Below are 26,331 nucleotides of genomic sequence, written 5' to 3' on the forward strand. Positions count from 1 at the left end.
AGCCGCACCGCACGGGTGGGATTGTGCGTGACACCCAGCTACGAGATCCAAGGAGGGACCGCGTGAACGCCCCGGCGATGATTGGTACCTTGTTCTTCGACGGCGACTGCGGAATATGCACTCGCGCAAGGAATTTTCTGTTACGGTTGAACCGTACAGGCAACCTGCAGACCAAGCCGCTGCAAGCGCGCGGAGTCGCCGAGCAACTGGGCATTCCCCCGTCGCGGCTACTCGAATCGGCGCGATGGCTGGACCCCTCCGGGGCCGTGTACTCGGGCGCCGAAGCCGCCAATGCGGCGCTGTCGGCCGCACTGGGCATCCGGGTGCCGCTGATTGTGTACCGCTTTCCGGGTGTCCGCTGGATCGAAGACGCGATCTATCACTGGGTGGCCACACACCGCGACCGCTTACCCGGAACAACTCCATACTGCCAGGCACACCCGGACGAGTGCTGACCGGCGAAATGCCGATATTCGCGCACTATTCGCACCGCTGCGTCAGCGGTCCGGCACCTGGACAACGATGGCCGGGATCTGGTTTGCTCACACCGGTAAGGTTTGCACCGGCGGGAGCTTAACCATGGACGTCGGGTCGGTTGACGAAGTGCTCAGCACCACCCGGGCGGTGCGCAAACGCCTGGACCTGACCCGGCCCGTCGGTCGTGACGTGATCCTGGAATGCATCCGCCTGGCGATGCAGGCGCCCACTGCGAGCAATGCACAGGACTGGCGCTGGCTGGTGATCACCGACGCGGGCAAGCGCGCCGCGGTCGCCGAAATCTATCGCAGCATTGGTGCGCAATATCTTACGCATGCCGCGGCAACCGAACCCGATCCGCAGACCCGGCGCGTGTACCGCAGCGCCCTTGCCCTCACCGAAACCCTGGCCGCGGTTCCCGTCCACGTGATCCCCTGCCTGCAGCGGCGCATCGATGAACGCGACCGGCTGGTTGCCGCGTCAGCCTGGGCGTCGATCATTCCCGCCGGGTGGAGCTTTTTGCTGGCGCTTCGGTCGCGTGGGCTGGGATCGGTGTGGACCACGATGCATCTGGCCAGGGAAGCAGAAGTGGCCGAACTGCTGGGAATTCCGGCCACAGTGACACAAGCCGCGCTTTTTCCGGTGGCGTACACGGTGGGCTCCGGTTTCCGGCCTGCCTCGCGGCCCCCCGCGGAGACTGTCACCTTCTGGGACACCTGGGGAGAACACTGATGCAGTCCTATACGGTGCGGTTCCATGTTGACGCGCCCGCGCGGAAAGTTTGGCGGGTACTGCATCCGCCGGCGCCGCCGGACGCTCCCCGCCCACGGGTCCTGGAGTGGCCCACGGGCCGCATGGAGATCCTCAACGAGGGCGACGAGGCCGGTGCCGGGTTGGTGCGCACGTGTGTTTTTCCAGTGCCCAGGTATCTGTTATCTGGGGGCAAGGGCCGGTCGTGGGAGACCGTGACGGAGGCGAAAATCAACAAACTGTCGCGGTACGTGGCCATCGGCAAGCCGCTGTGGTCGCGCGCCGAGGGCTATTACGAACTGGAAGAGCAGCCCGACGGCACCACGGTACTGACATTCCACGAGACCTATCACGCCTATAACCCGGTGCTGCGGTTTCTGCTGGAACGCCGAGTGCACGCAAAAATCTCGCGCGATAACCTCGCGACCTACCAGCATGTGCTCAGCTATGCCGGGCGCGTGCGGCGGCTTACCTAACCGGCGACAAAGGTTGGCGCCACTCCGCCAAAAACCGGTTCAGTGGGTGACGGCGTCGGCCTGGTCGTCTGCGCCGTTCGTTGCCAACGATTCGTCCCAGCCATTGAAGTGTGAGTCCGCCGGGCGCGTGTGCTCGACATCCGCCGGCGCGGCCACTCCCCCGAGCGCGGAGATGAGTTCTTTGACCTTCGCCGCCTCTTCGTCGGTGGGTGTTTGTCCGGCCTCGAGCTCATCTGGCAGATCGGGCCGAAGCCCCGCCCCGTTGGCCACCTCGTGGGCCGATAACTTGGCGCGGATGCGCGCGCTATAGAGCTGCTGCCCCAGCGTCGCATGGGGTGCGGCAGCCGCGCGTGCCATCAGGTCGTCGTAGCGGCGGCGCACCTCGCTGAGCGCCACGATGACCGCGGGTGTGGATCGGCTCCGGCTTGCTGCCTCGGCCAACGACGCCCGTAATTTACGCAGACCGGAGAGAACTACTTCTGCCCGCTTCTGGAACTTCTTGTCCTCAGGGAAAGGCAAAGAATCGATGGCGGCGCGGTACATGTGCATCGCCGCCTCGGCGAGACTGACAATAACTTGTGATTCACCGTCATTCGGATCAAATTCGCCCATGGCCCCTCAATTCTGTGGTGGTGTCCGGCTGCTGAAGCGGCTCGCCAACCGGGCGCCGTGACTGCAACTGCAAGGTTGAGGGTATCTGGTAACCGTGGGTAGAAGGAAATTTTGAATTCAGCGCCCGGGCTTTGACTGAAGCCCTTAGGGGCCGGCAACGCCACAACAACGAAACCCGCGACAGCCAACGCGTTGTCGCGACACCAATGCCCGCGGCGGCGGGCGCGCCGGTTCCTGCCGGCAGCAGCTGCACACAGCGTCAGTACCGTCCGATCAGACACGCCCGGCGCGGCTGATGTCGCGAATCACCAGCGACAGCACCCAGCTCACGATCGACAAGACGATCGCAGCCCAGATTGCGGTCCACCAAAAGTGGTCGATCTGGAGTCCCCAGTGCGTGGTGTGGCTGGTGATCCAGGCGGTGATCCACAGCATCAACGCGTTTACCACGATATGGAAGAGGCCGAGCGTGAGGATGTAGAGAGGGATCGACAGGATCTGCACGATCGGTTTGATAAACGCGTTGACGAGACCGAAGATCACCGCCACGACGAAGATGATGCCGATCGTCTGAAGTGTGGTGTGGCCGCCGACAAATGTGAGCCCGTGGACGAAAAGGGTGACAACCCACAGGGCGAACCCGGTCAACGCGGCGCGGACGAGAAAAGGCCCCACCCGGCTGATTTTGCCACCATGCGCTGGCGTCAGGGGCGAATCGAATGCTGTGCGGTCATATGCGTGGCGGGCGGGCTTCTAGTTCAGCCCGTAGAAGCGCTGTGCGTTGAGCCCGGCGATCTTCGCGCGCGCCTCCTCACCGATATCGCCGCGGGTACGCAGACCCCTGGTGCTTTGCGGCCACTCTCCGTCCCAGTGCGGGTAGTCGCTGGCGAACATGATGAAGTCGGCGCCGAGCACCTCGATGACACCGGGCAGGATGGGTTCCTCCGGCTCGCAGGTTACCCAGATGTTGCCGGCACGCAGGTACTCCTGCGGATCGCGCTGCCAGCCGTTTTCGATCCATTCGCCGCGTTTCTCGAAGTGCTCGTGCAGGCGGTCGATGAAAAACGGCACCCAGCCCACCCCGGCCTCCAGAAACGCGACACGCAACTGCGGATGCCGGTCGAACACGCCGCCGGAGACAAGCGCGGTCATCGCCGTCATCTGGTCGAACGGGAAGCTGATGCAGTGCACCTGAATGTAGTTGGTGAAGCGGTCGACACCGATCTTGGGCAGGTGGATGCCCGGCGCGCCATGGATGCCCAATGGCATGTCGAGTTCGACGGCCGCGGCGTAAAACGGGTCGAGATCGGGGTGATCGAGGTTGCGGGTCGTGAGCGCCGGCGGGACCAGGGTGGCCACCAGCCCAAGCTCCTTGGCCTCGCGCATGACATCGATCGCGACCTGGCCGTGTTCGATGGGGGTCACGGCGACACCACGCAACCGGCCGTTCGACGATGCGCAGTAATCCGCGATCCACTGGTTGTACAGCCGCGCGAACCCCGCGGCGAATTCGGGATTCTGCAAGGTCGGCGCGCAAAGCCCGAGGCTGGGATATAGCACCATGGTGTCGATATGATCGCGGTCGGCGTCACTCAGGACGCCCTCGGCCGATCGGCAGTGGATATCAGCGGCCTTGCTGATCCCGTGCTCGGGGGGACAACCGGCCCCGGGGCCGCGGTCCTCGGGATAGTTGCGGCCTTCGATGACCAGCCTCGGCTTGCCGTCCGCGCTCGCCGCGACGAACTGCGGCCAGCGCCTCATGGCTTCGACTGCCAGCGACGGGTTCTCGGCGACATGTCCGTCGGCGTCGATGATTCGCATGCTTCACCCCACTTGACGTTTCACACCTGCCACTCGAAACCCTAAAGAATGTCGCGGTCAACGGCACCACATTGCGGATGGCAGGCTTGCCAGCCCGGCACAGCGGCGGCAGTATCCGAACCAGTCACGACCGTTCCTAGACACTGAGGGGAAGTGAGTTCTGCTCTGTGGGCGGCCCCGAACGGTGTTGGGTCGCCTGGTTGCCCGCGTTCTTCGACCCGGGTGGTTTCGCGGATCGTGTCCGTGTTCCAGCCGCGGGGTGGCGGGTTTCCTCGCGTCTTCGGGTGCCGGGTCTGGCCTGGCCGGTCCGATGCCCGGCCACATCGCTCTGGCGTGGTCGGGGCGGTGCCGTTCGTCGCCGGATCCGGTGCCCAAGGGCGCGCCGTCCGATCGCCACGCTCGCGGCGTGGTGACGGGTGGTCTGTGGGTGGGCGGCAGTCAAGGGCTCCTGCCAGTGCTGCGCACCCCATTTCGAGGTGTAGGCGGGGTCAACGGCGATAACGGCGATCCCGGCTTCGGTGGCCATCGCCAGCAAGCGTGCGCGCAGCCGCGCGGTGGGCATACCGGAGATGATCCGCCGGAACCGGCGCCGGCGGCCATGCGCCGAGAGCGCCGCCTCCACCAACTCGGTGTTCATCCGCCCCAACCGGTCCCGGTGCTCGACCACCACGGCGGTCACCTTCGGATCGGCCAGCAGCCGGCGTACCTTCGCCCGTGACCCGTTCATCCCGGACCCGACCTCGGCCTCCACCCGCACCACCGTCCCGCCCGCCTCGGCGGCCCAACTGGTCAGCCGCGCGACCTGGCGGTCCAAGTCCGGCTTTTGATCATGAGACGACACCCGCGCGTATAACCCGAACGCGCCCGCCGATGCCGATCCTGTGGGCGCATCCGGTGACACCAACACCGTGCGCTCATTCACCCGCACCGCCGGAACCGGCAACATCCCCTCCCGAAACCACCGGTACGCCGTTTGCGGATGCACGCCCTGAGCCCGCGCCCACTCCGTCAAATTCACACCACCAGCACACTCACTAGAACATTCGTACGCTCACTATCACTCAGTATTCGCCAACTGCTCAGAACCCCTGGCTAGGTACTCCGTGAGTTCCCGCGTTCTGCCCTTCCTGGCATCCCTGGCTCTGGTGGTTGCAGGGTGTGCGGCGGGGCCGGGCCCGTCGGGCACCGCAACCACGGCGCACCGGCCGCCCGCCCGGCCGCCGGCCGCTCCGCGACCGTCCGAGCACGCGCCGCCGGGGGTCACGCCCACGACGCCGGGCCGGCCCGGGCGGCGCAACATCTATGCCGCGGCGGGGGTGGGTACCTTCGCTCCCGGTGTGGGTGAGGACCGGCCACTGGTGTATGTGCCGCATAACCGCTCGGGCGACGTTTGGGAGATAGACCCGGCGACCTATCAGGTGGTCGGCAAATACCCGGTGGGCTGCGAGGTACAGCATGTTGTGCCCGCTCACGATATGCGCACCCTGTACGCCACCGATGGCATCGGGTTTTCGGCTCACCGTCGAGCGTGATACCGCGCTCGGCGCAGTTACCGGCTAGCGCTCGATTCGACGAAACCTCAAGTCGGCCAATGTATTAGCCATTCTATCTGCGGGGCGGGCAAGTGTCACGTAGTCTCTTACGAGGTTTCCCGCGTGTCGCTGAGCGCACGCCGTAGCAGGTGCATCGCCACCGTCGTCGAGCGCTCACGAATGTCGTCGCGGCCACCTGGCAAGCGCACGGTGCGGGTAAGCGTGTGCCCGCCCGCCAGCATCACACTGAAACACACTGTGCCTACTGGTTTTTCAGCTGTCCCTCCGCCCGGACCGGCGATTCCGGTGATGGCGATCGCGGTATCGGCGTCGAAGCGCCGCAGCGCACCCGCGGCCATTGCCTCCGCGACCGGCTCGGACACCGCCCCGTGCGCCTCGATCAGCGCCGAATCCACATCCAGTAACTGCACTTTCGCCTCGTTAGCGTAGGCCACCACCCCGCCTGTGAGGTAGGCGGACGAACCGGGCCGCTCGGTCAGCCGTGCCGCCAGCAGCCCCGCGGTGCAGGACTCCGCCGTCGCTACCCGGCGACCTGCCAGCAGTAACGCGACTTGATCGTCCACTCGCGAGCCGTCCTCGGAAAAGATGTGCTGGCGGTGTTTTTCGCGCAGCAACTCGATCAGCTGCTGATACACCCCGGCGGCGTCGGGTTGGTAGCGGGTGACCATTTCGATCTCGCCACGGCGCAAGCAGGTGGTGATCTCGAGCAACCGGAAACCGGGGATGCGCTTGTCCGCCTCGCGCAGCGTCTCAGCCAGGCCGGACTCGGGCAGCCCGAACATCCGCACGGTCTCCTGTCGGTAGATCGTGCGGCCCGCGATCGCCTGCTGCACGGCGGGTGTCTGCACCGCTGTGGGCCACATCGGCTGAAGCTCGCGTGGCGGCCCCGGCAGCACGACCAGCGTCGGCTTGCCCGGCACCACCAGACCGGGCGCGGTACCCACCGGGTCGATCACTTGTGATCCTGCCGGGATCATGGCCTGCTTGCGGTTGGCCGCACGGACCGCGTCGAAGTCGACGCGGTCGGGCATCAAAGACCTCAGGATCGCCGCGATCTTGGCCTCGAGGGTGGTGTCCAACACCAGCTGGCGCCCGCAGAAGCGGGCCACCGTCTCGACGGTCATATCGTCAGCGGTCGGACCCAGACCGCCGCTGGTGACGATTAGATTCACCCCCTCGCCGGCGAGAAAACGCAGCTGCGCCTCGATGTCGCGCGCACGGTCACCACAGATCGTCAGGTGCGCCAGCTCGACCCCCAGCTCAAAAAGCCGGTCGGCGATCCAGGGACCGTTGCGGTCCTGGACCCGCCCGCTCAAGACCTCGGTTCCGGTGACCACGATGCCCGCGCGCACACTCACCGGGATGAGACTACGCACCGCCCGTCGGCGCGGATATCGGCGCTGACATGAACGAGCCTGTTTCAGTGGCGCAGGTTCCGCGGACTCGCTACGCCAAGTGTGGCGACCCAGACCTCCGGCTGGACATCGCTTACCGGGTCTTCGGTGACGGCCCGGGTGATCTGCTCGTGCTACCGGGGCCGTCCATCCCGATTGACACCATCGACGCCGAGCCGTCGATGTACCGCTTTCATCGGCGCCTGGCCACGTTCAGCCGGGTGATCCGGTTCCGCGGTATGGGCTTGTCGTCGCGCATTCCAGGGTTTCGACATGCTGGGCATCGTCGCGCCCAGCGTCGCCCGCGATGACGCGTTTCGCGCGTGGTGGGATCTCGCCGGCAATCGTGCCGCGTCGCCGAGCATGGCCCGCGCCGCGACCAAGGTGGTGATCGAGTCCGACGTGCGCGACACCCTCACCCGTATCTCCGCGCCGACGCTGATCGTGCATCACGGCAACGCGAAGTTCATCCCTGCCGGCAATGGTCAGTATCTCGCCGAGCGCATCGCGGGATCACGCTATGGGGAACTCCCTGGGGCGGATTCCCTGTACTGGGTGGGCGACACCGCGCCGATGCTCAACAAGATTGAGGAGTTCATCACCGGGGTGCGTGGCGGTTTCGACGCCGAACGCGTACTCACCACCATCGTGTTCACCGACATCGTCGGCTCCACCGAGCGCGCCGCGGCACTCGGCGATGACCGGTGGCGCGATCTGCTCGACGACCACGACCGTATCGTCCGCCACCAGCTTCAGCGGCTCGGCGGGCGTGAAGTGAACATGGAGGCCGCGGCGTCGGCGCGCCGACTGGTTTGCCGCTGTGTCGAAGGCGGCGCGCCCGAGCGCGGGCGGTGGTCGTGCGATAACTAGGATGCGATGGCCGCGGAAGCCGCTGTCGCACAAGTAATTAGCCACAGTATGGCGTCTGGGCAGAGGTATCCACGTGCCGCTTCCCCAACTGCGATCGACCTGCTGAGTTGTGCGATATCGATCACCCAATTGCGTACCCCGTCGGGCCGACCCATCCGACCAAGGTAGGATCGTTCTGCCGTATTGGCGCCAGTCTCTGGCGAAACATGCTGGTGGAGAAGATGATTGGGTCGAGGGGTGTTGTTTGAGATATCTGAGGTGGCCGGCATGAGTTGGGCGAATGCACGGGCGGCCACGCCGACTGACACCCCCGGAAGCCTGACGCTGGCTGCAGCCTGGATGTTGCGTGCCACGCCGTGTCGATATCCCCGCACAAGCGACTTGTCACCAAGGTGTGTCACATCGCAACGAGACGACTCCATCCAGTATCGTCGACGTCCGTTGCCGCCGCGGCGTGGCGTATCCTTACTTTTAGTCAATAGTAAGGAGTTCAGATGGACGTTGCTGCCAAACTGACGTCGAAGGGTCAGGTGACGGTCCCGAAGGCAGTGCGTGATGCGCTCGGCCTGAAGGAGGGCGACGAGGTGATCTTCCGGGTGGAAGGCAGTCGAGCGGTGCTGGCCCGCACGCCGAACTTTCTCACGCTTGCCGAAACGGTCCGCGTACCAGCGGCGAAACGCAATGTCGCCTGGGATGAGGTGATCCGCCGCACCAGAGCCGCTCGAACCGCCGACCGCCGTTGACCGCGATCATTGATACCAACGTCCTCGTCCGTCACCTCACCGGCGATCCGCCTGAGATGGCGGCTCGGGCGACTGCTTACCTTGGGACCGAGCGCGAGCTACTACTGACCGACCTCATCGTCGCTAAGACGGTGTACGTGTTGGAGTCCTTCTATGAGGCGCCACGCGAACAAGTCGCCGAAGCGATGAGGTCGCTCATCACATTCGACTCCATTGTCTGCGTGGACCCGGCGCTTCTTTTGCGTTCAATCGAGGTCTACGAGACTGACCGGATTGATTTCGCGGAGGCATACCTCGTCGCGTGCGCGGAAAGCACCGGGGTCATCAAGATCGCCTCTTTCGACCGGGCCATTGACCGCGTCAAGACGGTCGAACGGATTGAACCTCCGCCGATCTGATCCGGCAATTGCGGCCGCCGCAACAGACGGTAGGACCGAGTGGCTATCAATCATCACCTAGACGCGCTGCGGAGGGGGTAGGTTAGCGACTTGTCACCAAGGTGCGGCTGGTTTGCCGGTGATGCACCTAGCGTGGTACGTCAGATCCGCATGGAGTCTCTAGCAGCTAACTCCTTGCCGCTGAAGTAGCGCGAGTGGGTTTGCTTTAAGGTGTCCAGTGATTTGCTGACAAGTGCGGCGATCTCGACGTCCCTATCGGTGCGCTCGGCTTCGAGCTTAAGCCGGTACTCCATCGCCTCCCGCGTGGTCACAAACTCGGTAATGCGACGCTCATGGGTGCGCCGGTTGTAATCCACGATTGCTCAGCCTACGGAGGCAGGCGGACATGTCCTGATACCTCGAAGACGCGCTTTGCTGAAGTTGCAGCGGTCTCTCGCGGGCCCGATCGATCGCTAAGACGGCGACACCCCGGCCGCACACCGCGGCAGTGCGAAGGGGGTAGATTCCCGACTTGTCACCAAGGTTAGATCGTTCTGTCGTTTGGTGTTATTCGCGACATTTGAGGTGAGTCGAGTCGGGTGCGTGGGCCATGGTCGAGTGGCTGCATTGTCGCAGCTAAGTGGGTGCCGTCGGGTGCGATGGGCAATCCTTTCGGCCTCTGTCCCCACGTTGTTCTACACCACGAATCCTGGTCTCCTGCTCATCCGGCAAGCCCGAGGAACACCAGCAGTGCGCGATCGAGTCGGATGAGGTCGCTATCGGCGAGACGGCCGACGCGCTCATGCACGTTCGCCCGCGGCATGGTGGTGATCTTGTCGACCATGATCTGGCTTGGCTGCTCAATGCCGGTTGCCACCGTCGGGTCCACAGCGATCCGGATCAGCGGCGCCTCGACGAGGTTGGTTGTCAGCGGACAGACCGTGACCGAGGCGGTCGCATCAAATCGGTCATCCTGAACGATGACGACCGGTCTCGGCTTGCCCGTATAGAAACCTCGTGCAGCGGCGACGTGGATATCGCCTCGCCTCACTCGGCGAGCTCGCCCTCGGCAGCCCAGTCGACAGAGATTGCATCGACGAAAGCTTGATCGTCGGCCTCATGCTCGCTGGCGGCGATAACAGCCGACTGGCGGTGAGCCTCTGCGGCGAATTCCGGCGCCCGCACATCAGGTACCCACATCTGGACAGGCCGAAGCCCCTGGGCGCGCAGCCGCCGACGATGTTCCTGCACCCGCTCTCGTGGGCTAGCCATGCACCGAGGTTACATGTAACATCCCGGGTCATCAACTCGGCTCGGCTGGCGCCGCGCTGTGCGCACCAAGCACGATCGGCTGCGGGCCATGGCCGCTGAGCAGGCATTGGCGCAGTCGAAACACCTGGCTCGCGAAGCCAACCTGATCGCCCGGATGCTCCAGAAGACGCGTTGGCGGTTCTTTGGCTTTGGCCCGGTTGGCTACTGGCTCGGCGCCAGCCCTACAGCGACCTGCTGCGCTGCGGAGCGTAGCCGCTGGTCCCACACGGCGAACACGGCGTCATCGACCCCAATAGCGAGGACACTGGCAAGGTGGACCGCGTCGGCGCCACGCAGCGCGTGCGCTGTGGCTAAATGTCCAGCGTGGTGAGCGATGTTCTCAGTCAGCTCCACCGCACGGGTGGCTGCCCAGTACTCTTCCCACATCACCTGGGCCTGAAGTTGTTCGTCGGTGCCCAAGCGGCGTGCACGGCCGGCAGCCGCTAGCGCCGCGCGCACCTCGGGGTAGGCCAACCGCGAAGAGACCGCGGCGTCGCAGCCATCCCAGAGCGCCGCGGCGATGTCGCTGTCATCCTCCTCAACGAGGAGTTTGATGAACGCGCTGCTGTCGAAGTAGACGATCGGCACGGGTCAGCGGCGTTGTTCGCTGACCAGGTCGGAGACCGACCCTCGAGCACGCACGCGTGGTGCCCCGCTGGCCGTGGGCCGGCCCGCCGATCGCGGCCGGCTCACCACACCCTGCCGGGTCAGCTGCTCCAGCAGCGGCGCGGCGTCCACGGCCACCAGCCGAACGACCGGGATTCCCCGGTCGGTCACGACGACCTCCTCGCCGGCACGGACACGCTCGATCCAGTCCGCGAGCTCGGCCCGCAACGTACTCACCGCAACCTCCATAACGGCAGTGTACAATATAAGAGCAACAACTTGTACATCGTGCCCGATCAAACCCCGGTGCCATCGACCGTTGAAGACGTGGCGAAGGGGTAGCTTACTGACTTGCGAGTAACGTCACCTGCCTTTGCCGTATTGCCTCATAGGTCTTGGCGAAATGGCTGTAAAAGCCATTGATTAGGGCCTGGGGTGTTGTTTGATATACGCGACGGGAACTCGGATGGGTAATACCCTAAAAAGGGTCCGGGGATAGTTGGGTGATCGCTGACGACAAGCACGCATCGCATGTGCATGTCATGCGCATGCGATAGTTTGCGGCTATGGCGGTTGCGATTCAGATCAAAGATGTCCCTGAAGAAGTTCGCGACGCGCTGGCCGCCCGCGCCGCGGCACGCGGTCAGTCCACCCAAACGTATCTGCGATCACTGTTGGAACGGGAGTACCAGGCTCAACGCAACCGGCAGCTCTTAGAGGCGCTGGCTGGTCATCGCAGCCTCACCATGACAGCCGAGGAAGTGACGGCGGTCATCCGCGCCGACCGCGACGGGTGAGTTCCCGCCTGTGATCATCGTGGACGCAGGTGTGCTGGTATCGGCGCTTACGAGCGACACGTCCCAAGGCGACGCGGCACGCGCAGCCCTAAACGACGACGACGGCTGGCTTGCACCGGCCCACATGCCGGGCGAGGTGCTACGCACCCTCCACAAAGCCGTACGGCGCAACCAATTGGAGCCCGAGGACGCCGAGGCCGTCGCTGACACCGTCACCGCACTCGCCATCGAATACGTGCTTCCGGATGCACTGCTCCTGCACACCGCCTGGGCCTGGCGGCACAACATCTCGATCTACGACGGCCTGTATGTCGCGGTCGCCGCCGAACGCTCTGCCGCCCTGATCACCGCCGACAGCCACTTGGCCAGTGCCACTGACCAGCTCAGTGTCCCCGTCGCGATCACCCTGATCTAGGTCCGCCGGCGATACGGGGGTTAAGCGGCTCGCATGGGGGTAGATAAACGGTTTGCCAGCAAATGTTTATGCCGGACATATTGTCGGTTTGTGAAAGTACCCTTTAGCGCATGGTTACTACACCCACCGCAAAACAGCAGGGTTGCTACTGCCGCATAAGCTCCGACCCCCAGGACAAACGGGCGGGCGTTGAACGCCAGCGCGCCGACACCACCGCGCTCTACGAGGTCAAAGAATGGATGCCGGTCGGCTTCTACGTAGACAACGACCGGTCGGCGAGCAATGGCAAGCAGCGGCCCCGGTGGGACGACCTTCTCGCTGACATCACGGCCGGGAAGATAGACGCCATCGCCGCCTGGGACCAGGACCGCGGGTGGGGATGATGCACGAGCTGGAGACGTTGCGCCGTTTCTTCGCCGGGGCTCGGTCGGTAGATCAAGCTGGCCACCACCGACCAAGGCGAGATCGACCTCTACTCACCGACCGGGGTGATGATGGCGCAGATCAAGAGGGCCGTCAGCGAGCACGAAATCGCCATGATGCGGGTGCGCCTGCGCCGCGCCGCCAGGCAGCGGGCCGAACGCGGATTCCCGAAGTGGCGCAGGTCTTTCGGCTAGCTGCCCGAGACTCGCGCAGCCAAGGATGACGACGCCATCCGCGAGATCGACCAGCGCACAGCGCCATTGATGCAGCAAGCCTATCGGATGCTTTTGGCGGATGCGTAGTTGAACGATATCGGCAGAGTGCTGAACGATGCTGGCGCATTTGGCCTTAACGGAAAACCGTGGAGCGCCAAAACGGTTTCGCTCTTCCTGCGCTCACCACGTAATGCCGGTTTGCGCTCCCATACCCGGCTCGACAAGTACGGCAAAGTGATCGGTGACTGATATCATCACGGTCCAAACGTAATTCGGCGTTCTCTTTACGCAGACGCTCCAACTCCGCGCGTTCACCAGCATCTAACACTGCGCCAGTATCACAGCCGAAGCCGCCTGGCGTTGCAGGCGCACCCAACGCCCCAGCACTTGATCACCCACACCAATCTCAGCACCACGTGAGCCACCAGGCGGCCGGTCTCAATCACCAGGTGGGCAGCCTGCTCCCGAAACTCGGGAGTGTACTTGCGACGCTTGCCCGACATGCGGACATCCTTCCTGGGGGACCAGCAGTCCCACCAGTCAGTTGTCCAACATCAGGGGTGAACCCCAGGACCAGATCGTTGACGAGGTTATGGAGCAGGTGCGTGCCTATCGCGCCGCGCACGGCATCCCAGAACTGGACGAGCCGGGCGAGTGTAACGGCGCGGCCGGTAGCGACGATTAGGGGATTGCCATGGCTGTCGATCTTGCCTGGAGCGCCGAGGAGCAGCAGCCCGAGCCTGAGCAGTTGGTGCCTGAGCTTGAGCTGGCCGAGCCCGGTCCGCCACGTCACTGGCCGGTGGTGCAGGTGTTCGGTCTGGTGTGCGGCGGCCTGGTGGCGTTGGCGGTGGCCAGCGTCGCGACCATGACCGGGCGCTTCGGCATTCGCAATATTCTAAGCGTGTGAGGGCGCGCGGCGATTGCGAAACGGCCATGTGCCGCTGAACCCAGCCCCCCGGCCGCCCACCACCTGAGTGAGGCTGCTCCTGCCCTCCAAGAAATTTGTGAAAGTGCCGACGCGCCTGGTAAACTGCCACTCATCTCAACTGAGAGGGATATCAATGCATGGGGTTCGCATGTTTCGGGCAGTATTCACCGGCGCTGCTGTTGCGATAGCGGCCATTGGATTGCTTGGTGCGCTACCAATTAAAGCATCTGCCGATCAGGACAGCTACCTGGCGCGGCTGCAGCAAGAAATCCCCAACGTCTACGAACGATATGGGCCAGAATCACTTGTGAATGAAGGTAATAAAGTCTGTGACTGGGAAGCGCAAGGGATGTCGGATGACGCAGTCGTGGAACGAATAAGGGGCGATCTGCCCATGTCAGATAGTGCCGCGAGCTGGGTGGAAATTTTAGCCCAAAACGAATTGGGGTGCTGATCCAGGGCCGCGCGCGACCGGCTCTCGGTGACCAGAAACATGGTGATCGAGAACGTGACGATCGAGACGGAGACCGGCCACGGACACACCCGGCGACCAGCGAGGGACGACCACGTTGGCGACCACCCCACCCTTCAGACAGCCCATCCGATCTGCCAGCACTTTCGCCGGCACCCGGCCGATCACGGCCAGTGCCTCAGCGATCATCGCCAGCGTCGGCAACACTTTCCGATCGGCGGCGAACCGCACGAACCGCCACCGCGAGAACGCCAGCACCGCGCAGAACACGAACAACTCCGGCGCGGCCTCAGCCCAGTCGATCACCAGGTATTCACTTGGTGACCACACCGCCGGGCGACGACCCCGATGATTGTCCTTGCGCCCCATAACTGGGGACTTTCACATGGCCACGGAGAGCAAAGAAGCACCGCCATCACACGGATACGAACCTTCCGCCGAGCCGGTTGACACTGGTCAGTTCGTCGCGCCGTTCTTCATCGAGCGGTTCGCCTACCGGAGGTACTGTCCCACTCTTCCCGCCCGGCACACCCAGCGTACGGCGGCCAGCGACTGCAGTTCGCTTTCGATGACCTCCCCTTCGCAGACTGACAAACCTTCAAGCGCCACGACAGGCGCTCACCAGAGCTAACCGATTCGTTCGGAATCGTCGACGAGCATTTGACCGTTAACCGAAACTACGCTCAGCCAACGATCTTCCGTATCGGATTTTCCGTCTTTCCGGACATATTTGAGCCTTACTACCACGCTTGTTCCGTCTCGCGGACTAACGGAAAGCACCGTGACGGATTGTATTGTGGCCCAGAACTCTAAGTATGCTGAAAGGCCACTCTTTGTTTGGAAATGGGTATCAAACTGAGCCCACGCAGCCATTGGTTGCGCTGGGAGTAGGGCGTACAACTCGGTAACGAAATCACGCATGCGATCAAATGTGATTGATGGCGCTGCCTCTGTCGTCGGCTGTATACGCTGTATATAAGTTGGCGTCTGTGGCAGGCTGGGCTGCGTCGGCGGGTCCGCAACAACGCCTGGCGGGGCGGGACCTGTCCGCCATGCGACGAACGGCTCGTTCCGCACGCTGCCTTGCTGTCCGCACTCATTGTCCTGGATAGTCCACGAATACGTGCCCAGGTAGGTGCCGTCGGACTGCGGCACTAGGGAAATCGTGTCGAACTCCGTCTGCTGCTTCAAGGCGGACATATCAATACCCGTCGAGCACTCCGATGGACCGGTGTGCTCGCCCTCCCATCGTCCGTCGATCCAGTGAAGAAGCAGATAATAGTCGGAACTACTTGCGGCTTGAAGGTTCTTCGGGTCAAGTTTGGTGCCCGTAGCGACGCAGCCAGCCGCCGTGCATGCCGACCGAAATGCCATCCAGATCGAGTCGTTGGGTATCGGGTCGGGTTCTCCGTTATATGTAAGCTTTGAACCGTCGAAGTCGAGGCGGTAGGTCCCGTCAAGCGGTGGGACAGCAACAACCGGTGGCGATTCGCTCGTAGGTGGGCTCGCGGCGGGCGGCGCGGCTGCACTCGGACCTGGCGTGTTGAACGGACCAGCCGGTAGGTTTCCATGGTGGCCCGTGAACAGCAAGGCCACCGTTGCACCGGCGGCACCCAGCATTACGGCCAAAGCCGGCGCGAGGAGCTTGAGAGCGACCGCTGACCACCCACTGCGCTCAGGCTCCATCTCAGGCTCGGCCGACCATGCAAAACCGACCGGCGGTAGCTCTGCAGCCTCCGTCGGCCCAGCCTGTGTCGGTCCATCAGCAAGCCATGTAGGTTCTTCAACCTCTGCCGCTTCTTGTTCAGGATTGAGCTCGGGCATGCCGAACCACCAATCGACCTCATGCCGGGCGGTGTCGACTTGATCGTAATGATTCGATCGGCCGGCGCGTGGTCAAAATCGCAACGTGCGTTCAGTGGGGCATCCGTGGCTGTCGAATCGGAACCGTGACGGCCAGCGCAACGGCGTGGACGCTGTAGGAAAAAGGCCTTAATCCCGACGACCCGGCGGTCGTCGCCGTCGAGATCATGCGCCACGAATTGTCTACGGCAGCCCGGCGGGGAGCTCACTAGGTCCTTTAAGCCACCGATCCCACGCTGCCACTGCTTTTGCGGCAACATCGTGGGCGTCTGGTGAGAATTACTGCCTTGGAGTCAATTACTTCGCCCACGATCGCAGGCACTCCAATGCTGTGACTCCGGCCGTAGGAGGTTCGCGGGTACAGACGGAGCCGATCGGTGGTGGCGTCAGCGAACGCCGGTTGAAGCCACACCACCGATCGATTCGGATGCCCTTACCGATCATCGGCGCGCTGCTCTGCAACACAACGCGGGCAGTCCGGGCGCCCCTTCGGCGCCCGATCCTTCGGGACGATGACGGCATGCACACCTGGATGACCACAAAAACTGCATTTGACTATGCTTGCTCACCTCCTTTTCCAGCAAGGGGAGACGCTGAAACGCAACCCTTTCCAATCGTTCTGGATGGTGAGCAGCCCAATTACGTTGCCTAATAATGTGATTCATCATCATACAGCTCGCAATGGTAGGTCGGGATGACTATGCCGACTGAGCTGGCCCGCCCGTTGACGCGTCCGGCTGCTGCTGCACTCCGCTGGTAATGTGCAGCGATCCGGGCAAGGGCTGGTCGGCGCGGCCCGCAGCGTATGGATTGGGTGGGACCAAGAAGTTCGTGTTCGGTGGCACGCCGCTGACTATGTTGATGATCGGGTGGCCGACCTCCGGCCAGGCGAATGCAAACATCTTCCAGCTGCGCTTCGGAAACCCGACGCGTTGGGTGTCAGGCCACATGGCCGGTACATCCGTGGGACCGGAGGCAGCTCGAAGGAGATGAGGAACTCGACCCCGGCGATCTGGATGAAGCCGCCGAGGACTTCACTGCCCATGCTCGCCAGTCTCAACCGGACGGAGTTCTGCGTCACCGGATGATTCGCGTTCTGGTCGCCCGTGAGCACATACATACCCCAATGGGCTGGCCAGTCGGCGCCGCGCCACAGTATCTCCGCCAGGGTCTCGGTGGTTACGCCGAGCCGGAACCGGTAGGCCAGCGATCCTTCTACCACCGTCGCCTTAGCCTCGATCGCGCCCTAAAGCATCTTCAGCATCCACAGTTCGAGATACCGGCCGCTGACGAGTGTGAAGTCGCGCTGGAAGTCATTTCCGTGGAACCTCATTACGTCGAGGCCGTCATCGCGGAAGTAGCGAAAGAACTGGGACGCCATTGAGTCCAACGCCCACAGGGCGGTGTTGTGCCGACGGCACAGCATCCACGATGACAGCGATTTCAGCCCAGTGACTTTCTGCTTGGCATCGGGCCCCTGCCAGTTTGCGCCCTCCACCATGACGACCTTTTTGTCAGCCGAGATGGTTCCGAGCACTTCATCAGTAATGAAGTGCTCACGGGACAGTTCCTCATCGCAGTCTTTCCTGCTTCGCGCGTAGCAGCCGGGGTTTGAGTAACCCGTGCGCGGACCGGCAAGGAGTGCGGGCGGCCGCTCGGCTACCCAGGAGTGGTCGGCGGCGCGGTGACAACGCTGAGCTTGGTGGCGTGATCCGCACGGGCAGTCGTCCTGAGGGGCAGGACTGAGGAATCGGCCGTTTTCGCGGACGTTGGCCTCCCGCACTACTGATGTAAGGGGCCTGATGGGCTGGATAAACCCTTGGTCACGCCGCCGAGGATACTGAAGGGTACCGACAAGTACGGCTCAACAGTTCTTTCGAAATCGCAGCTACCACTTGCGCAAAACATGTTGGACAGGGCTGAACGGTTGGCGCGACGAGCAGTTGCCCGACGGCACAGTGGTCTGGACTTCCCAAGTGGGCAGGCGTACACCACTCGCCCGGGCAGTCGCCTGCTGTCTCCCACCGTGTGCCTGCCCACCGGGGGGTTACCTTGTGCCGCAACAGTGACTCAACCCCCGGGTGACCACGGGTTCATGATGCTCGTGCGCCGACGGACGCGGGTGCAGGACCGGGCACGCCGCATCGACGCCGAACGCGCACTCAACGCCGTCCCACCGCCGAACGCAACCCTCCGCCGCCCTTCTAGGACAATATGCCGATGATCGAGTTAGAGGTACTGCAGGCCGACGTCACCAAGCTCGAGGTCGACGCGATCGCCAACGCGGCAAACACCCAACTGCGCCACGGCGGCGGGGTGGCGGGTGCGATCGCCCGCGCCGGTGGCCCTGAGGTGCAGCGCGAGTCGAACGAGAAAGCGCCCATCGGTCTCGGCGAAGCGGTCGAGACCACCGCCGGGCGCATGCCGGCACGCTACGTGATCCACGCGGCGACGATGGAGCTTGGCGGCCCGACCTCGGCCGAGATCATCGCCAAGGCCACCCGCTCAACTCTGCGCAAGGCCGACGAGCTCGGCTGCCGCTCGCTGGCGCTGGTGGCGTTCGGCACCGGGGTCGGTGGTTTCCCGCTCGACGAGGCGGCGCGGTTGATGGTCGGCGCTGTGCGCGAGCACGAGCCACGCGCACTGCAGCGGGTGGTGTTCGCAGTGCACGGCGATGAAGCAGAGCGGGCGTTTCGGGCGGCGGTGCAGGACTAAGCGGCCTACCGGTCAGGTGCCGGGTTGGCGAGATGGCGCTCCACCGACTCGATTTTGTGTGATATCGCGTCGGTCACCGCCGGTCGCCAATCGGCTTTGACCACGACACTGACCCGGGGCGCACGAGCTGCCACGACCTCGGCGGCGCGCTGCACGACCGCCATCACCTCGTCCCAGGTGTCGCCCTCGATTTCGGTGAACATCGCGTAGGTCTTGTTGGGCAGACCGGATTCCCGAACCACCCGCACGGCGTCGGCGACGATCTCACCGACACCCTCGCCCACGCCCAGCGGCGTGACGGAAAACGCGACCAATACCGACAGCTTTCCCACCTCCCCGCACCGTGACACAACGAGCGTACTGAAGCGCCAAAACTGGTCACACCGGCGCGCTCGATGGCAGCATCGGGCTCGTGCGGGTTCTGGTGCAACGGGTCTCATCGGCAACTGTCTCGGTGGACGGCCAGGTGGTCGGCACCATCCAGCCCGCTGGCCAGGGGCTGCTCGCATTCGTCGGTGTCACCCACGGCGACGACGTCGATACAGCCCGCCGTCTTGCCGAAAAACTGTGGCACCTAAGAATCCTCGACGGCGAACGATCTGCGGCCGCCGTCAACGCACCGATCCTGGTGGTCAGCCAATTCACTCTTTACGCCGACACCGCAAAGGGCCGGAGGCCGTCATGGAACGCTGCCGCGCCCGGGGCGGTGGCCGAGCCGCTGGTGACGGCGTTCGCAGAAGCCCTGCGTGAGCTGGGAGCTCACGTGGAGACCGGTGTGTTCGGCGCGCACATGCACGTGCAGCTGGTCAATGACGGCCCGGTGACACTGCTCCTGGAGCTGTGAACGGCTGGTTACAGGTGACTCGCGGCGAAATCCGCGCCCTGGCCCGTCATGCCGTTCACCGTGTAGAGAATATGCGCGACGCTGGGTTGCAGGCCGGGAGCACCATTGCAGATCGTGTCATCGGGAGCGCACAACTCCAGGGTCTTGGGCTGATACAGGGGGCCGATGGTGACCGGTACTGCGCCCACCGCGCGCATGAACTCATCCGAGGGTTTCCCGAACAGGACCACCGCGGCAACGTGGTTGGCGACCTCCGGCGGCATCGGCTTGGGTAGGTAGGACACGTACTCCGGCGGTACTTCTTTCGGGATGGTGGGTGAGGTGACAAAACCGCTCACGACCGCGCCCTGAGAGTAGCCGCCCAGCACCATCTTGGTGTTGGGGCACTTCGCGGCCATCGACTCGACATGAGCGCCCTCGTCCCCGATCCCGTCGACGACGGTTTTGGCGAACGCGAGACGGTCGGCGAAATCATTGCCGGCAGGCCAGGTGGCGGCGTAGTTGACCGGATACACACCCACTGATCTCGAGCCGACTTGCGGGCGCAGCGCATCGATGAATGCCTGTCCAACCATGCCAACACCGGGTGCCTCATCGGTGCCGCGGGCGAATACCACCTCGACATCCGGGCACGGTTGAGCGGAGGCGGTCGGGAGCGGTGCGCTCATCAGCGCGCACATCGCCACCCACCCCGCACTAACGAACCGTGCGAAGCGCTGCGCCCGCTGAGCATGGATCAGTGTGACGACGTTCATTGCTGCCCGACCGTTTCGCGGCCTGAGCGCCATGCTAGTCGCGGCCGGCGTCCCGGACGAGCGAAATGCCAACACGCGCCTGCCTGCCGCCGGAGGTAGGTTGCCCATGACGGAAAAGGGGGCCGATGCTTCGCGACATCCGTGAGCTTGTCAACGACCCCGACGCCGGCACGGCTGAGCTGGGCGACAACACCGTCACGCTGCGTGGCGACACGCACAACCCCACGGGCGGGCCGCTGCCGCCGCTGTGGCAGGTTTCCGGTGGCCACCGCCGCCCCGACCGCCGCTGGCGGCTGCCGGAGTTGGCGGTGCAGGTCGCCTCCCCGACGGCGCGCTGCCCGTCGGGTCGCAGTTGCTTGTCTTGGAGACAGGTCTTAGACAGGTCTTGGCGACAGCGGCCGCTGTCTCGCCGGCCCCGATCGGTTCTAGGGAGTTTCATCGCACGTGATGTTCGTGGCGCGCGGCAGGCTCGGCCCGTTCGGTGTCGATGGGGAGCCGATCACCGACACCGAGGGGACGGTCGCGGTCCGCACCGTGCTGCACGACCAACGGTCCGACGACCACGCGACTACCGTGGGGTCGTATCGGTTTCGTCCGTCGAGGTAGTGAAAGAGGCGTTCGCTATGACAGAGCCCCAATACGGGTCGGCTCGTTCCGATGACGATACGTGGGACATTGTCACCGGCGTGGGCTACACCGCTTTGCTGGTGGCCGGATGGCGCGCAGTGCACACACTGTGCCCGCAGCCTCTTGTCCGAGACGACTACGCAAGGCATTTCATCACCGCGTCCGGCGACCCGTACTTGATGGGGTTGCTCACCAACCCCGCGACGTCAGAGGATGCCACCGCGTTTCCTCGCCTCTACGCCGTGCAAACACGGTTTTTCGACGAGTTTTTCCGATCGGCCGCCGCTGGCGGAATCCGGCAGGCAGTGATCATCGCCGCCGGCTTGGACTGCCGCACGTATCGGCTTGACTGGCCTGACGGGACAACGGTTTTCGAGGTCGATCAACCTAAAGTTTTGGCGTTTAAGGCTAGCGTGCTCGCCGCGCACGGCGCCCAGCCTAAAGCACACCGCAAAGAGGTAGCGGCAGACCTGCGGGAGGAGTGGTCGATACCGTTACAGGAAGCTGGGTTCGACCCCCACCAGCCGACGGCCTGGTCGCTGGAGGGAGTGCTGCCGTATTTGACTGGCGCAGCCCAAAAGACCCTGTTTACCCGCCTCGATGAGCTTTCGGCTTCTGGGAGCAAGATCGGGATAGGCGCCCTGGGTTCGCGGATGGACCAGCGACGGCTCGTTGAGTTGGAAGCGGAACACCCGGGAGTCAACATGTCCGGTGACGTCGACTTTTCCGCTCTGACTTACGCCGACGATGCGAGTTTCGACCCCGCCGCGTGGCTTTCAGATCGCGGCTGGGCGGTCGATCCGGTCCACACCAACCCCGAGTTACAGGCCAGCTATGGCAGCACCCCGGCCGTCGTCGACGTCCGAATCGACGCCATCATGCACTCCCAGTACATCACGGCCACACGGTGAACCCGACGTTCTCGTCGTCTGACGCGCTTGCCGGGTCTACCCGCATATGCGGGAAATCGTGCAGGCGCACCGGCTGCGCGGACATACCGTGGTGCTTAGTTCGTCAGCGCTGACCATCCACGCCGAGCCTCGCCCGCTTTCCAGACATCGATCAGGTGGTGTGGAACCACTTCGAGCTCGACGATCACGGGTTGCTGACGGGCGGGATCGTCAAACCCATCGCCTCGGGAGCGATGCAGGCCGCCGCGGTGCAGCAGTTCTGTGCCGGCAACCATGGTGCGCTGCACCCTCGTTCTTTCCGCGCTGACGGCGACGAAAAGCTGGACGTGATGTCGCTGGTCGGATATCGCGGCCGGTGAATCCCCGCTCGGGGCTCACCGCCATCGCCGACCGACGGGGATGGCCGGTGCTGCGGGTCACCGTGTCCCGCCGCGCCGGACGGATCCGGTCCGTGCGGCGCCTGACGGGGTTCGCCGGGCAGGATCGGCGGCGCTAACCCCCGGGTGTCAGCACAATCTTGACCTGGTCACCTGACCGGGAAGCGGCTACCGCGTAGCCGTGCGCCGCCTCGTCGAGCGGCAGTGTCGTGGTGATGATGCCGTCGACGGTGAGTCGGCCCGACTGCAGCAACGGAATCAGTTCGGGCCAGGTACGCTGCACCGGCGCGGTGGTCATTCGCAGCGTGATGCTGCGCAACAGGCAGGTCAGGGCGGGCAGCGGAAACGGCTCCAGATTGTGCACACCGACCACCGAAACGGTGCCGCCGGGCCGCACCGCGGCCAGCGCGTCAGTCATGGACGCATCGGTGCCGACCGCATCGATCACCGCATCGGCGCCGCGGCCACCGGTCGCGGCCACGATGGCCTCCGCTGCCGGCGCCTCGACGGGTATGACGCCGTCGCGGGCGGCCCGCTCGCGACGGCCGGCCACCGGGTCGACACCGAAAACCGTTGCCGCGCCTTGGGCAAACGCGCTGCGCAGAGCACACAGGCCCACTGCGCCCAGTCCGATCACCGCCACTGTGCCGCCCAACGGAATATCGGCTCGGCGCGCGGCTGCCCAGCCGGTGGCCAGGTTGTCGGTGAGCAACAGCGCCTGCTCGGTGGTGATCTGTTCGGGGATCGTGCGCAGCTGAAAGTCGGCGGCGGGCACGGCGAGGAGGTCGGCCTGCGCACCGCCGAGCACACCGGACCCGAAGATCTGCGGCCCGGCATGGCACATGACCGGGTCGCGGGTAGCGCAGCCGGGGCAGGCGCCGCAGCCGGCCACCGACGACACCATGACCACCTCACCCACGCGCACCGTCTGCACCTGCGGCCCGGTTTCGACGACGGTGCCCACGGCTTCGTGACCCAATGCCACCGGCTGGGTCAGCGGATATTCGCCTTCGTAAAAATGCAGGTCGGATCCGCAGATGCCGGTGGCGTTCACCGCGACGATGGCTCCGTCCGGACCGGTCAGCCCCGGATCGGGCCGCCTGTCAACCCGGATGCTGCCGGGAGCATCGATGATTACGGCCCGCATGTCAGCCTTTTCGCCTCGCGACGAAATGAGACCACTTCGGCTCACGCACCGCGGCCCAGTACTCGCTGAGTCGCCATGGGCTGACCGTGTGGATCTCACCGTCGGCGTTTTTGAAATACGAGTGCTTGACCGCCGGATGCGACCACACCATCTTCGTGATTTCCTGTTGTGTCCGTAGATGCCAGGCGCTGGCTGCCTCGGCAGTCGGCTCCAACGAGTGCAGGTTCTGCTCGGCGATTCGCGCCAGACAGCTGTTGATATAACGCATCTGAAGTTCAGAATTAAAGATCAGGCTGCCCCCGTGGGCCAGATGGGCTCCCGGGCCGTAGAGCATGAAAAAGTTGGGGAATCCCGGCACGGTGATGCCAAGGTAGGCGTACGGGCGCTGGCCCCACATGCTGCGCAGGTCGATGCCGTCGCGGCCGGTGATGGTCATCGGCCAGAGTACCTCGGTGTGGCGGAATCCGGTGGCGTACACGATGACGTCGGCTGCGTAGGTCACACCATCCTCGGTGACCACACCGCGGGGGGTGATCCGCTGGATCGGGGTGCGCACCAACTCGACGTTGTCGCGGCGCAGCGTTCGCAGCCAGCTGCCATTGTCTTGCAGCGTGCGCTTCCCGGTAGCCGGATAGTCGGGCAGCACCTTCGCCAGCAGTTCCCGGTCGTCGCCGACCTGGTTGGTGATCCAGTCGGTGAACATCAAGCGGGCCGCGGCGTTCAGTTCGCTCACGGCGTAGTCCTGGTTGGGGTAGTCGGGATCGACCCGCGCGGCGTCCAGGCCTTTGTCGGCGCCGGGCCACATCACCAGAAACCGGTACCAGCGACCGTAGAACGGCAGGTGGTTCATCGCCCAGCGCACGCCGTCGCCCACACGTTCGTGATACATCGCGTTGGGGAACATCCACTGGGCGGTGCGTTGGAAGATGATGAGCCGCGCGACGTCGTCGGCGATCGCCGGCGCAATCTGAAACCCGCTGGCGCCGGCTCCGATCAGCGCAACGTGTTTGCCGCTGAGCTGCACGGAATGATCCCAGGCTGCCGAGTGAAATGACGGGCCGGCGAAAGTGCCGGCACCCTCGAATTCGGGAATGTTGGGCCGATTCAGTTGGCCGACCGCGGTGATAACGGCCCGGGCCTGCACTGTCGTGGTCCGTCCGTTCTGCGAGCGCAGCACAAGACGCCACATGCCGTCGTCGTCGTCCCACTCGGCTGCCAGAACCTCGGTGTGCCAGAGCACATGCTCGCTAAGCCCGTGCTTGTCCAACACGCGGGAGAAATAGGCCTGCAGTTCGGGTTGTTCGGCGAAATAGTGTGTCCAGTCGTTGCTGGGTTCGAAACTGTAGCAGTAAAAATGGTTTGCGACGTCGACGCGGGCGCCGGGATAGCTGTTCTCCCACCAGGTCCCGCCCGGACCGCCGTTCTTTTCTACGATGGTGAACGGAATGTTGGCCTGCCGAAGACGGATTCCGGCCAAGATGCCCGATTCTCCACACCCGATCACGACTACCGGCAGTTCTGCGGTGGTCTGCGGGTCCAGCGCTTCCGGGCGGCGCGGGTCGGCCCCGTCGAAGTCGAGTTCTTCGAAGAGCAGCGGAAGGTACTCGTCGGGCACGGTTTCGCAGGCAGCCCAGTCCATCATCTCTTTGATCAGGCTGCGGCTCAATGGCGTTGGTTCCGGGCAGCCGCGGTCGCGATATGCGGTGATCACCGGCAGCGCCGCCGCCCGGGCGCGCTGTTTCTCCTCTTCTGACATGAACCCCTGGACTTCGTTGAGGAAGATCCCGACGGGTTTGAACTCGCGGATAAACCGGGGATCGCCGGTGATATGCACCAGTGACAGCAGCAGCGTCGGAACGCTGACATCCTGTAGTGCCGCCGCGATGTCGTCTGTCGAGGTGGTGAATGGCTGGCCGGCGTAAGGGCTGCGCATCGAGCCGATCCTTTCGCCAATTACGCGACGCATAGTTTCGTAATCGGGGCAGCAATACGATACCTTTGGTGCCGTAATCGATCAAGAGGCCGCTTCCATGGGGCTGCTTTCATCGAAACAGCGTTATGGTCTGCGGGTTTCCGTGACGTTTGAGGAGGATCGCGGTGAGCGGGATAGTCGTTACCGGAGCTGCCTCCGGCATCGGGCGGGCATGCGCAGAGGCGCTGGTCGCCGAAGGCCGGCGGGTGGCGTTGTGGGACATCTCCCCCGCCGTCGAGCAGGTGGCGGCCGCTGTGGGGATGCCCGCGGCCGTGGTCGATGTCTGTGACGACGCAGCCCTGCCCGATGCGGTCGCAGCCGCCGACCGCGCGCTCGACGGGATCGACGGCCTGGTGCACGCCGCTGGTCGCGTGCTCGCCGAACCTGTGGGCGCCTACACCGCCGAGTCGTGGGACGCGATCCTCGACGTCAACCTGCGCGCGCATGCGCTATTGGTGCAACTGTTGCTGCCGCTCCTGCAGGACTCCGCGCGCGCGGGCCGCTCCCCGGCCGTCGTCGGCATCGCCAGCATCGAAGGCCTGGCGGCTAATCCCCACATACCGGCCTATTGCGCCTCGAAGTCCGGTCTGCTCGGGCTGACCCGGTCGATGGCCGCACAGCTGGGTCCGGCCGGTATCCGGGTCAACGCGGTGTGCCCGGGTTTCATCCGCACGCCGATGCTTCAGGTCGCGCTCGACATCGCTGAGGTCCGCGCCGGATTCGAGCAAGCCGCACCGTTGGGACGGATCGGGGAGCCTGGTGAGGTCGCGCAAGCGGTCGTGTTTCTCATGTCGCCGCGGGCGTCGTTCATTACCGGAGCCCACCTGGTCGTTGACGGCGGGGTGACGGCACGCCATCCCTGAGGTCTGCCGCACACAGA

The 26,331-nt window shown here is 64.3% G+C and carries 35 protein-coding genes and 2 pseudogenes; 19 read left to right on the forward strand and 18 right to left on the reverse strand.

Translation table 11 applies throughout. The annotated features are described in order from the left end of the window. Positions 1-62 precede the first annotated feature (62 nt). The 3 genes from G6N08_RS15940 (at position 63) to G6N08_RS15950 (ending at position 1,703) form a co-directional block, all read left to right on the forward strand. Complete coding sequence (locus G6N08_RS15940) at positions 63-455, forward strand: thiol-disulfide oxidoreductase DCC family protein (RefSeq protein WP_308494714.1); 393 nt, start codon at positions 63-65, stop codon at positions 453-455. Between the two features lie 124 nt (positions 456-579). Further along, entirely contained in the window at positions 580-1,209 is a 630-nt protein-coding gene (locus G6N08_RS15945) for a nitroreductase family protein (protein WP_163758852.1), read from the forward strand. After that, positions 1,209-1,703 carry an SRPBCC family protein gene (locus tag G6N08_RS15950; protein ID WP_163758854.1) on the forward strand — a complete coding sequence of 165 codons (495 nt, stop codon included), beginning with the start codon at positions 1,209-1,211 and terminating at the stop codon, positions 1,701-1,703. Before G6N08_RS15945 ends, G6N08_RS15950 begins: the two co-directional genes overlap by 1 nt. A 39-nt stretch (positions 1,704-1,742) precedes the next feature. On the opposite strand, the gene G6N08_RS15955 is transcribed toward G6N08_RS15950, so the two are convergent. The 4 genes from G6N08_RS15955 to G6N08_RS21365 all read right to left on the reverse strand — a co-directional run bounded on the left by G6N08_RS15955 (position 1,743) and on the right by G6N08_RS21365 (position 5,154). After that, a complete protein-coding gene (locus G6N08_RS15955) occupies positions 1,743-2,315 on the reverse strand; it encodes an XRE family transcriptional regulator (RefSeq protein ID WP_163758856.1) in 573 nt (190 codons plus the stop codon). A gap of 273 nt (positions 2,316-2,588) precedes the next feature. Beyond that, entirely contained in the window at positions 2,589-2,990 is a 402-nt protein-coding gene (locus tag G6N08_RS15960; protein ID WP_163758858.1) for a phage holin family protein, read from the reverse strand. A 78-nt stretch (positions 2,991-3,068) separates the two neighbouring features. Next, on the reverse strand, positions 3,069-4,136 hold the full coding sequence (locus G6N08_RS15965) for an amidohydrolase family protein (RefSeq protein ID WP_163758860.1): 1,068 nt from the start codon (positions 4,134-4,136) through the stop codon (positions 3,069-3,071). 136 nt (positions 4,137-4,272) lie between these two features. Beyond that, on the reverse strand, positions 4,273-5,154 hold the full coding sequence (locus G6N08_RS21365; protein ID WP_371869041.1) for an IS607 family transposase: 882 nt from the start codon (positions 5,152-5,154) through the stop codon (positions 4,273-4,275). 85 nt (positions 5,155-5,239) lie between these two features. On the opposite strand from G6N08_RS21365, the gene G6N08_RS15975 reads away from it, so the two are divergent. Beyond that, positions 5,240-5,668 (forward strand): YncE family protein, encoded by a 429-nt coding sequence (locus G6N08_RS15975; RefSeq protein WP_163758862.1) that lies wholly within the window; start codon positions 5,240-5,242, stop codon positions 5,666-5,668. Between the two features lie 107 nt (positions 5,669-5,775). Here G6N08_RS15975 and G6N08_RS15980 read toward each other — a convergent pair whose 3' ends face one another. After that, a complete protein-coding gene (locus G6N08_RS15980) occupies positions 5,776-7,047 on the reverse strand; it encodes a competence/damage-inducible protein A (protein ID WP_503826685.1) in 1,272 nt (423 codons plus the stop codon). 65 nt (positions 7,048-7,112) lie between these two features. On the opposite strand from G6N08_RS15980, the pseudogene G6N08_RS15985 reads away from it, so the two are divergent. The 3 genes and pseudogenes from G6N08_RS15985 to G6N08_RS15995 all read left to right on the forward strand — a co-directional run. Further along, positions 7,113-7,863, forward strand: a pseudogene (locus tag G6N08_RS15985) (alpha/beta fold hydrolase); the annotation flags it as partial. Between the two features lie 584 nt (positions 7,864-8,447). Beyond that, positions 8,448-8,696 carry an AbrB/MazE/SpoVT family DNA-binding domain-containing protein gene (locus G6N08_RS15990; protein ID WP_163758864.1) on the forward strand — a complete coding sequence of 83 codons (249 nt, stop codon included), beginning with the start codon at positions 8,448-8,450 and terminating at the stop codon, positions 8,694-8,696. Beyond that, complete coding sequence (locus G6N08_RS15995; protein WP_163758866.1) at positions 8,693-9,094, forward strand: type II toxin-antitoxin system VapC family toxin; 402 nt, start codon at positions 8,693-8,695, stop codon at positions 9,092-9,094. The genes G6N08_RS15990 and G6N08_RS15995 overlap by 4 nt, the downstream gene beginning before the upstream one ends. Before the next feature lie 140 nt (positions 9,095-9,234). Here the strand turns inward: G6N08_RS15995 and G6N08_RS16000 are convergent, their stop codons facing one another. From G6N08_RS16000 to G6N08_RS16020, 5 genes are all read right to left on the reverse strand, one after another. Further along, positions 9,235-9,450, reverse strand: a complete 216-nt coding sequence (locus G6N08_RS16000; protein WP_246216780.1) for a hypothetical protein — start codon at positions 9,448-9,450, stop codon at positions 9,235-9,237. Positions 9,451-9,794: 344 nt separating this feature from the next. Next, positions 9,795-10,124 carry a type II toxin-antitoxin system PemK/MazF family toxin gene (locus tag G6N08_RS16005; RefSeq protein WP_163758868.1) on the reverse strand — a complete coding sequence of 110 codons (330 nt, stop codon included), beginning with the start codon at positions 10,122-10,124 and terminating at the stop codon, positions 9,795-9,797. After that, positions 10,121-10,345, reverse strand: a complete 225-nt coding sequence (locus tag G6N08_RS16010) for an antitoxin MazE family protein (protein WP_163758870.1) — start codon at positions 10,343-10,345, stop codon at positions 10,121-10,123. Before G6N08_RS16010 ends, G6N08_RS16005 begins: the two co-directional genes overlap by 4 nt. A 201-nt stretch (positions 10,346-10,546) precedes the next feature. Beyond that, the gene (locus G6N08_RS16015; protein WP_163758872.1) at positions 10,547-10,972 is read right to left on the reverse strand and encodes a type II toxin-antitoxin system VapC family toxin; all 426 of its coding nucleotides are present in this window, start codon (positions 10,970-10,972) and stop codon (positions 10,547-10,549) included. Between the two features lie 3 nt (positions 10,973-10,975). Continuing rightward, positions 10,976-11,239, reverse strand: coding sequence for a type II toxin-antitoxin system Phd/YefM family antitoxin (locus tag G6N08_RS16020; protein ID WP_246216781.1), 264 nt, complete (start codon positions 11,237-11,239; stop codon positions 10,976-10,978). A gap of 317 nt (positions 11,240-11,556) precedes the next feature. Between G6N08_RS16020 and G6N08_RS16025 the strand changes: the two genes are divergently transcribed. The 4 genes from G6N08_RS16025 (at position 11,557) to G6N08_RS20855 (ending at position 13,089) form a co-directional block, all read left to right on the forward strand. Continuing rightward, the gene (locus tag G6N08_RS16025; protein WP_163758874.1) at positions 11,557-11,787 is read left to right on the forward strand and encodes a FitA-like ribbon-helix-helix domain-containing protein; all 231 of its coding nucleotides are present in this window, start codon (positions 11,557-11,559) and stop codon (positions 11,785-11,787) included. 10 nt (positions 11,788-11,797) lie between these two features. Then, positions 11,798-12,202: a type II toxin-antitoxin system VapC family toxin gene (locus tag G6N08_RS16030; RefSeq protein WP_163758876.1), complete on the forward strand. Its 405-nt coding sequence runs from the start codon at positions 11,798-11,800 to the stop codon at positions 12,200-12,202. Positions 12,203-12,312: 110 nt separating this feature from the next. Continuing rightward, positions 12,313-12,585, forward strand: a complete 273-nt coding sequence (locus tag G6N08_RS20850; protein WP_246216782.1) for a recombinase family protein — start codon at positions 12,313-12,315, stop codon at positions 12,583-12,585. A 342-nt stretch (positions 12,586-12,927) separates the two neighbouring features. Beyond that, the gene (locus tag G6N08_RS20855) at positions 12,928-13,089 is read left to right on the forward strand and encodes a recombinase family protein (protein WP_246216783.1); all 162 of its coding nucleotides are present in this window, start codon (positions 12,928-12,930) and stop codon (positions 13,087-13,089) included. Positions 13,090-13,178: 89 nt separating this feature from the next. On the opposite strand, the gene G6N08_RS16040 is transcribed toward G6N08_RS20855, so the two are convergent. Further along, on the reverse strand, positions 13,179-13,343 hold the full coding sequence (locus G6N08_RS16040) for a hypothetical protein (protein ID WP_163758878.1): 165 nt from the start codon (positions 13,341-13,343) through the stop codon (positions 13,179-13,181). A 191-nt stretch (positions 13,344-13,534) separates the two neighbouring features. Between G6N08_RS16040 and G6N08_RS16045 the strand changes: the two genes are divergently transcribed. Together G6N08_RS16045 and G6N08_RS16050 are read left to right on the forward strand one after the other, a co-directional pair. Beyond that, positions 13,535-13,747 (forward strand): hypothetical protein, encoded by a 213-nt coding sequence (locus tag G6N08_RS16045; protein ID WP_163758881.1) that lies wholly within the window; start codon positions 13,535-13,537, stop codon positions 13,745-13,747. Positions 13,748-13,916: 169 nt separating this feature from the next. Next, the gene (locus tag G6N08_RS16050; RefSeq protein WP_218033388.1) at positions 13,917-14,222 is read left to right on the forward strand and encodes a DUF732 domain-containing protein; all 306 of its coding nucleotides are present in this window, start codon (positions 13,917-13,919) and stop codon (positions 14,220-14,222) included. Between the two features lie 102 nt (positions 14,223-14,324). On the opposite strand, the pseudogene G6N08_RS16055 reads toward G6N08_RS16050, so the two are convergent. The 3 genes and pseudogenes from G6N08_RS16055 to G6N08_RS16065 all read right to left on the reverse strand — a co-directional run. Next, positions 14,325-14,588: pseudogene (locus G6N08_RS16055) on the reverse strand (IS21 family transposase); the annotation flags it as partial. A gap of 279 nt (positions 14,589-14,867) precedes the next feature. Beyond that, a complete protein-coding gene (locus G6N08_RS16060) occupies positions 14,868-16,064 on the reverse strand; it encodes an Rv2253/PknI dimerization domain-containing protein (protein WP_163758885.1) in 1,197 nt (398 codons plus the stop codon). Between the two features lie 1,285 nt (positions 16,065-17,349). Beyond that, positions 17,350-17,640, reverse strand: a complete 291-nt coding sequence (locus G6N08_RS16065) for a hypothetical protein (protein WP_163758887.1) — start codon at positions 17,638-17,640, stop codon at positions 17,350-17,352. Between the two features lie 683 nt (positions 17,641-18,323). Between G6N08_RS16065 and G6N08_RS16070 the strand changes: the two genes are divergently transcribed. Beyond that, a complete protein-coding gene (locus G6N08_RS16070; RefSeq protein WP_218033389.1) occupies positions 18,324-18,818 on the forward strand; it encodes a macro domain-containing protein in 495 nt (164 codons plus the stop codon). Between the two features lie 5 nt (positions 18,819-18,823). On the opposite strand, the gene G6N08_RS16075 is transcribed toward G6N08_RS16070, so the two are convergent. After that, positions 18,824-19,141, reverse strand: coding sequence for an MTH1187 family thiamine-binding protein (locus tag G6N08_RS16075; protein ID WP_163760745.1), 318 nt, complete (start codon positions 19,139-19,141; stop codon positions 18,824-18,826). An 89-nt stretch (positions 19,142-19,230) separates the two neighbouring features. On the opposite strand from G6N08_RS16075, the gene dtd reads away from it, so the two are divergent. Then, positions 19,231-19,662 carry a D-aminoacyl-tRNA deacylase gene (dtd, locus tag G6N08_RS16080; RefSeq protein WP_163758891.1) on the forward strand — a complete coding sequence of 144 codons (432 nt, stop codon included), beginning with the start codon at positions 19,231-19,233 and terminating at the stop codon, positions 19,660-19,662. 8 nt (positions 19,663-19,670) lie between these two features. Here the strand turns inward: dtd and G6N08_RS16085 are convergent, their stop codons facing one another. Beyond that, positions 19,671-20,330 (reverse strand): cutinase family protein, encoded by a 660-nt coding sequence (locus tag G6N08_RS16085; RefSeq protein WP_163758893.1) that lies wholly within the window; start codon positions 20,328-20,330, stop codon positions 19,671-19,673. A gap of 531 nt (positions 20,331-20,861) precedes the next feature. Here G6N08_RS16085 and G6N08_RS16090 point away from each other — a divergent pair. From G6N08_RS16090 to G6N08_RS21200, 3 genes are all read left to right on the forward strand, one after another. Then, entirely contained in the window at positions 20,862-21,023 is a 162-nt protein-coding gene (locus G6N08_RS16090) for a hypothetical protein (RefSeq protein ID WP_163758896.1), read from the forward strand. Positions 21,024-21,040: 17 nt separating this feature from the next. After that, a complete protein-coding gene (locus tag G6N08_RS16095) occupies positions 21,041-21,955 on the forward strand; it encodes a class I SAM-dependent methyltransferase (RefSeq protein ID WP_163758898.1) in 915 nt (304 codons plus the stop codon). 155 nt (positions 21,956-22,110) lie between these two features. Then, on the forward strand, positions 22,111-22,314 hold the full coding sequence (locus G6N08_RS21200; protein WP_163758900.1) for an HAD family hydrolase: 204 nt from the start codon (positions 22,111-22,113) through the stop codon (positions 22,312-22,314). Between the two features lie 133 nt (positions 22,315-22,447). Here G6N08_RS21200 and G6N08_RS16105 read toward each other — a convergent pair whose 3' ends face one another. Together G6N08_RS16105 and G6N08_RS16110 are read right to left on the reverse strand one after the other, a co-directional pair. Continuing rightward, a complete protein-coding gene (locus G6N08_RS16105; protein ID WP_163758902.1) occupies positions 22,448-23,479 on the reverse strand; it encodes an alcohol dehydrogenase catalytic domain-containing protein in 1,032 nt (343 codons plus the stop codon). A gap of 1 nt (position 23,480) precedes the next feature. Next, entirely contained in the window at positions 23,481-25,412 is a 1,932-nt protein-coding gene (locus tag G6N08_RS16110; protein WP_163758904.1) for a flavin-containing monooxygenase, read from the reverse strand. Positions 25,413-25,576: 164 nt separating this feature from the next. Between G6N08_RS16110 and G6N08_RS16115 the strand changes: the two genes are divergently transcribed. Further along, positions 25,577-26,314, forward strand: coding sequence for an SDR family NAD(P)-dependent oxidoreductase (locus tag G6N08_RS16115; RefSeq protein WP_163758906.1), 738 nt, complete (start codon positions 25,577-25,579; stop codon positions 26,312-26,314). The last annotated feature ends 17 nt before the right edge of the window (positions 26,315-26,331 follow it).

This window comes from Mycobacterium botniense, from assembly GCF_010723305.1.
GTDB classification, from domain to species: Bacteria; Actinomycetota; Actinomycetes; order Mycobacteriales; family Mycobacteriaceae; genus Mycobacterium; species Mycobacterium botniense.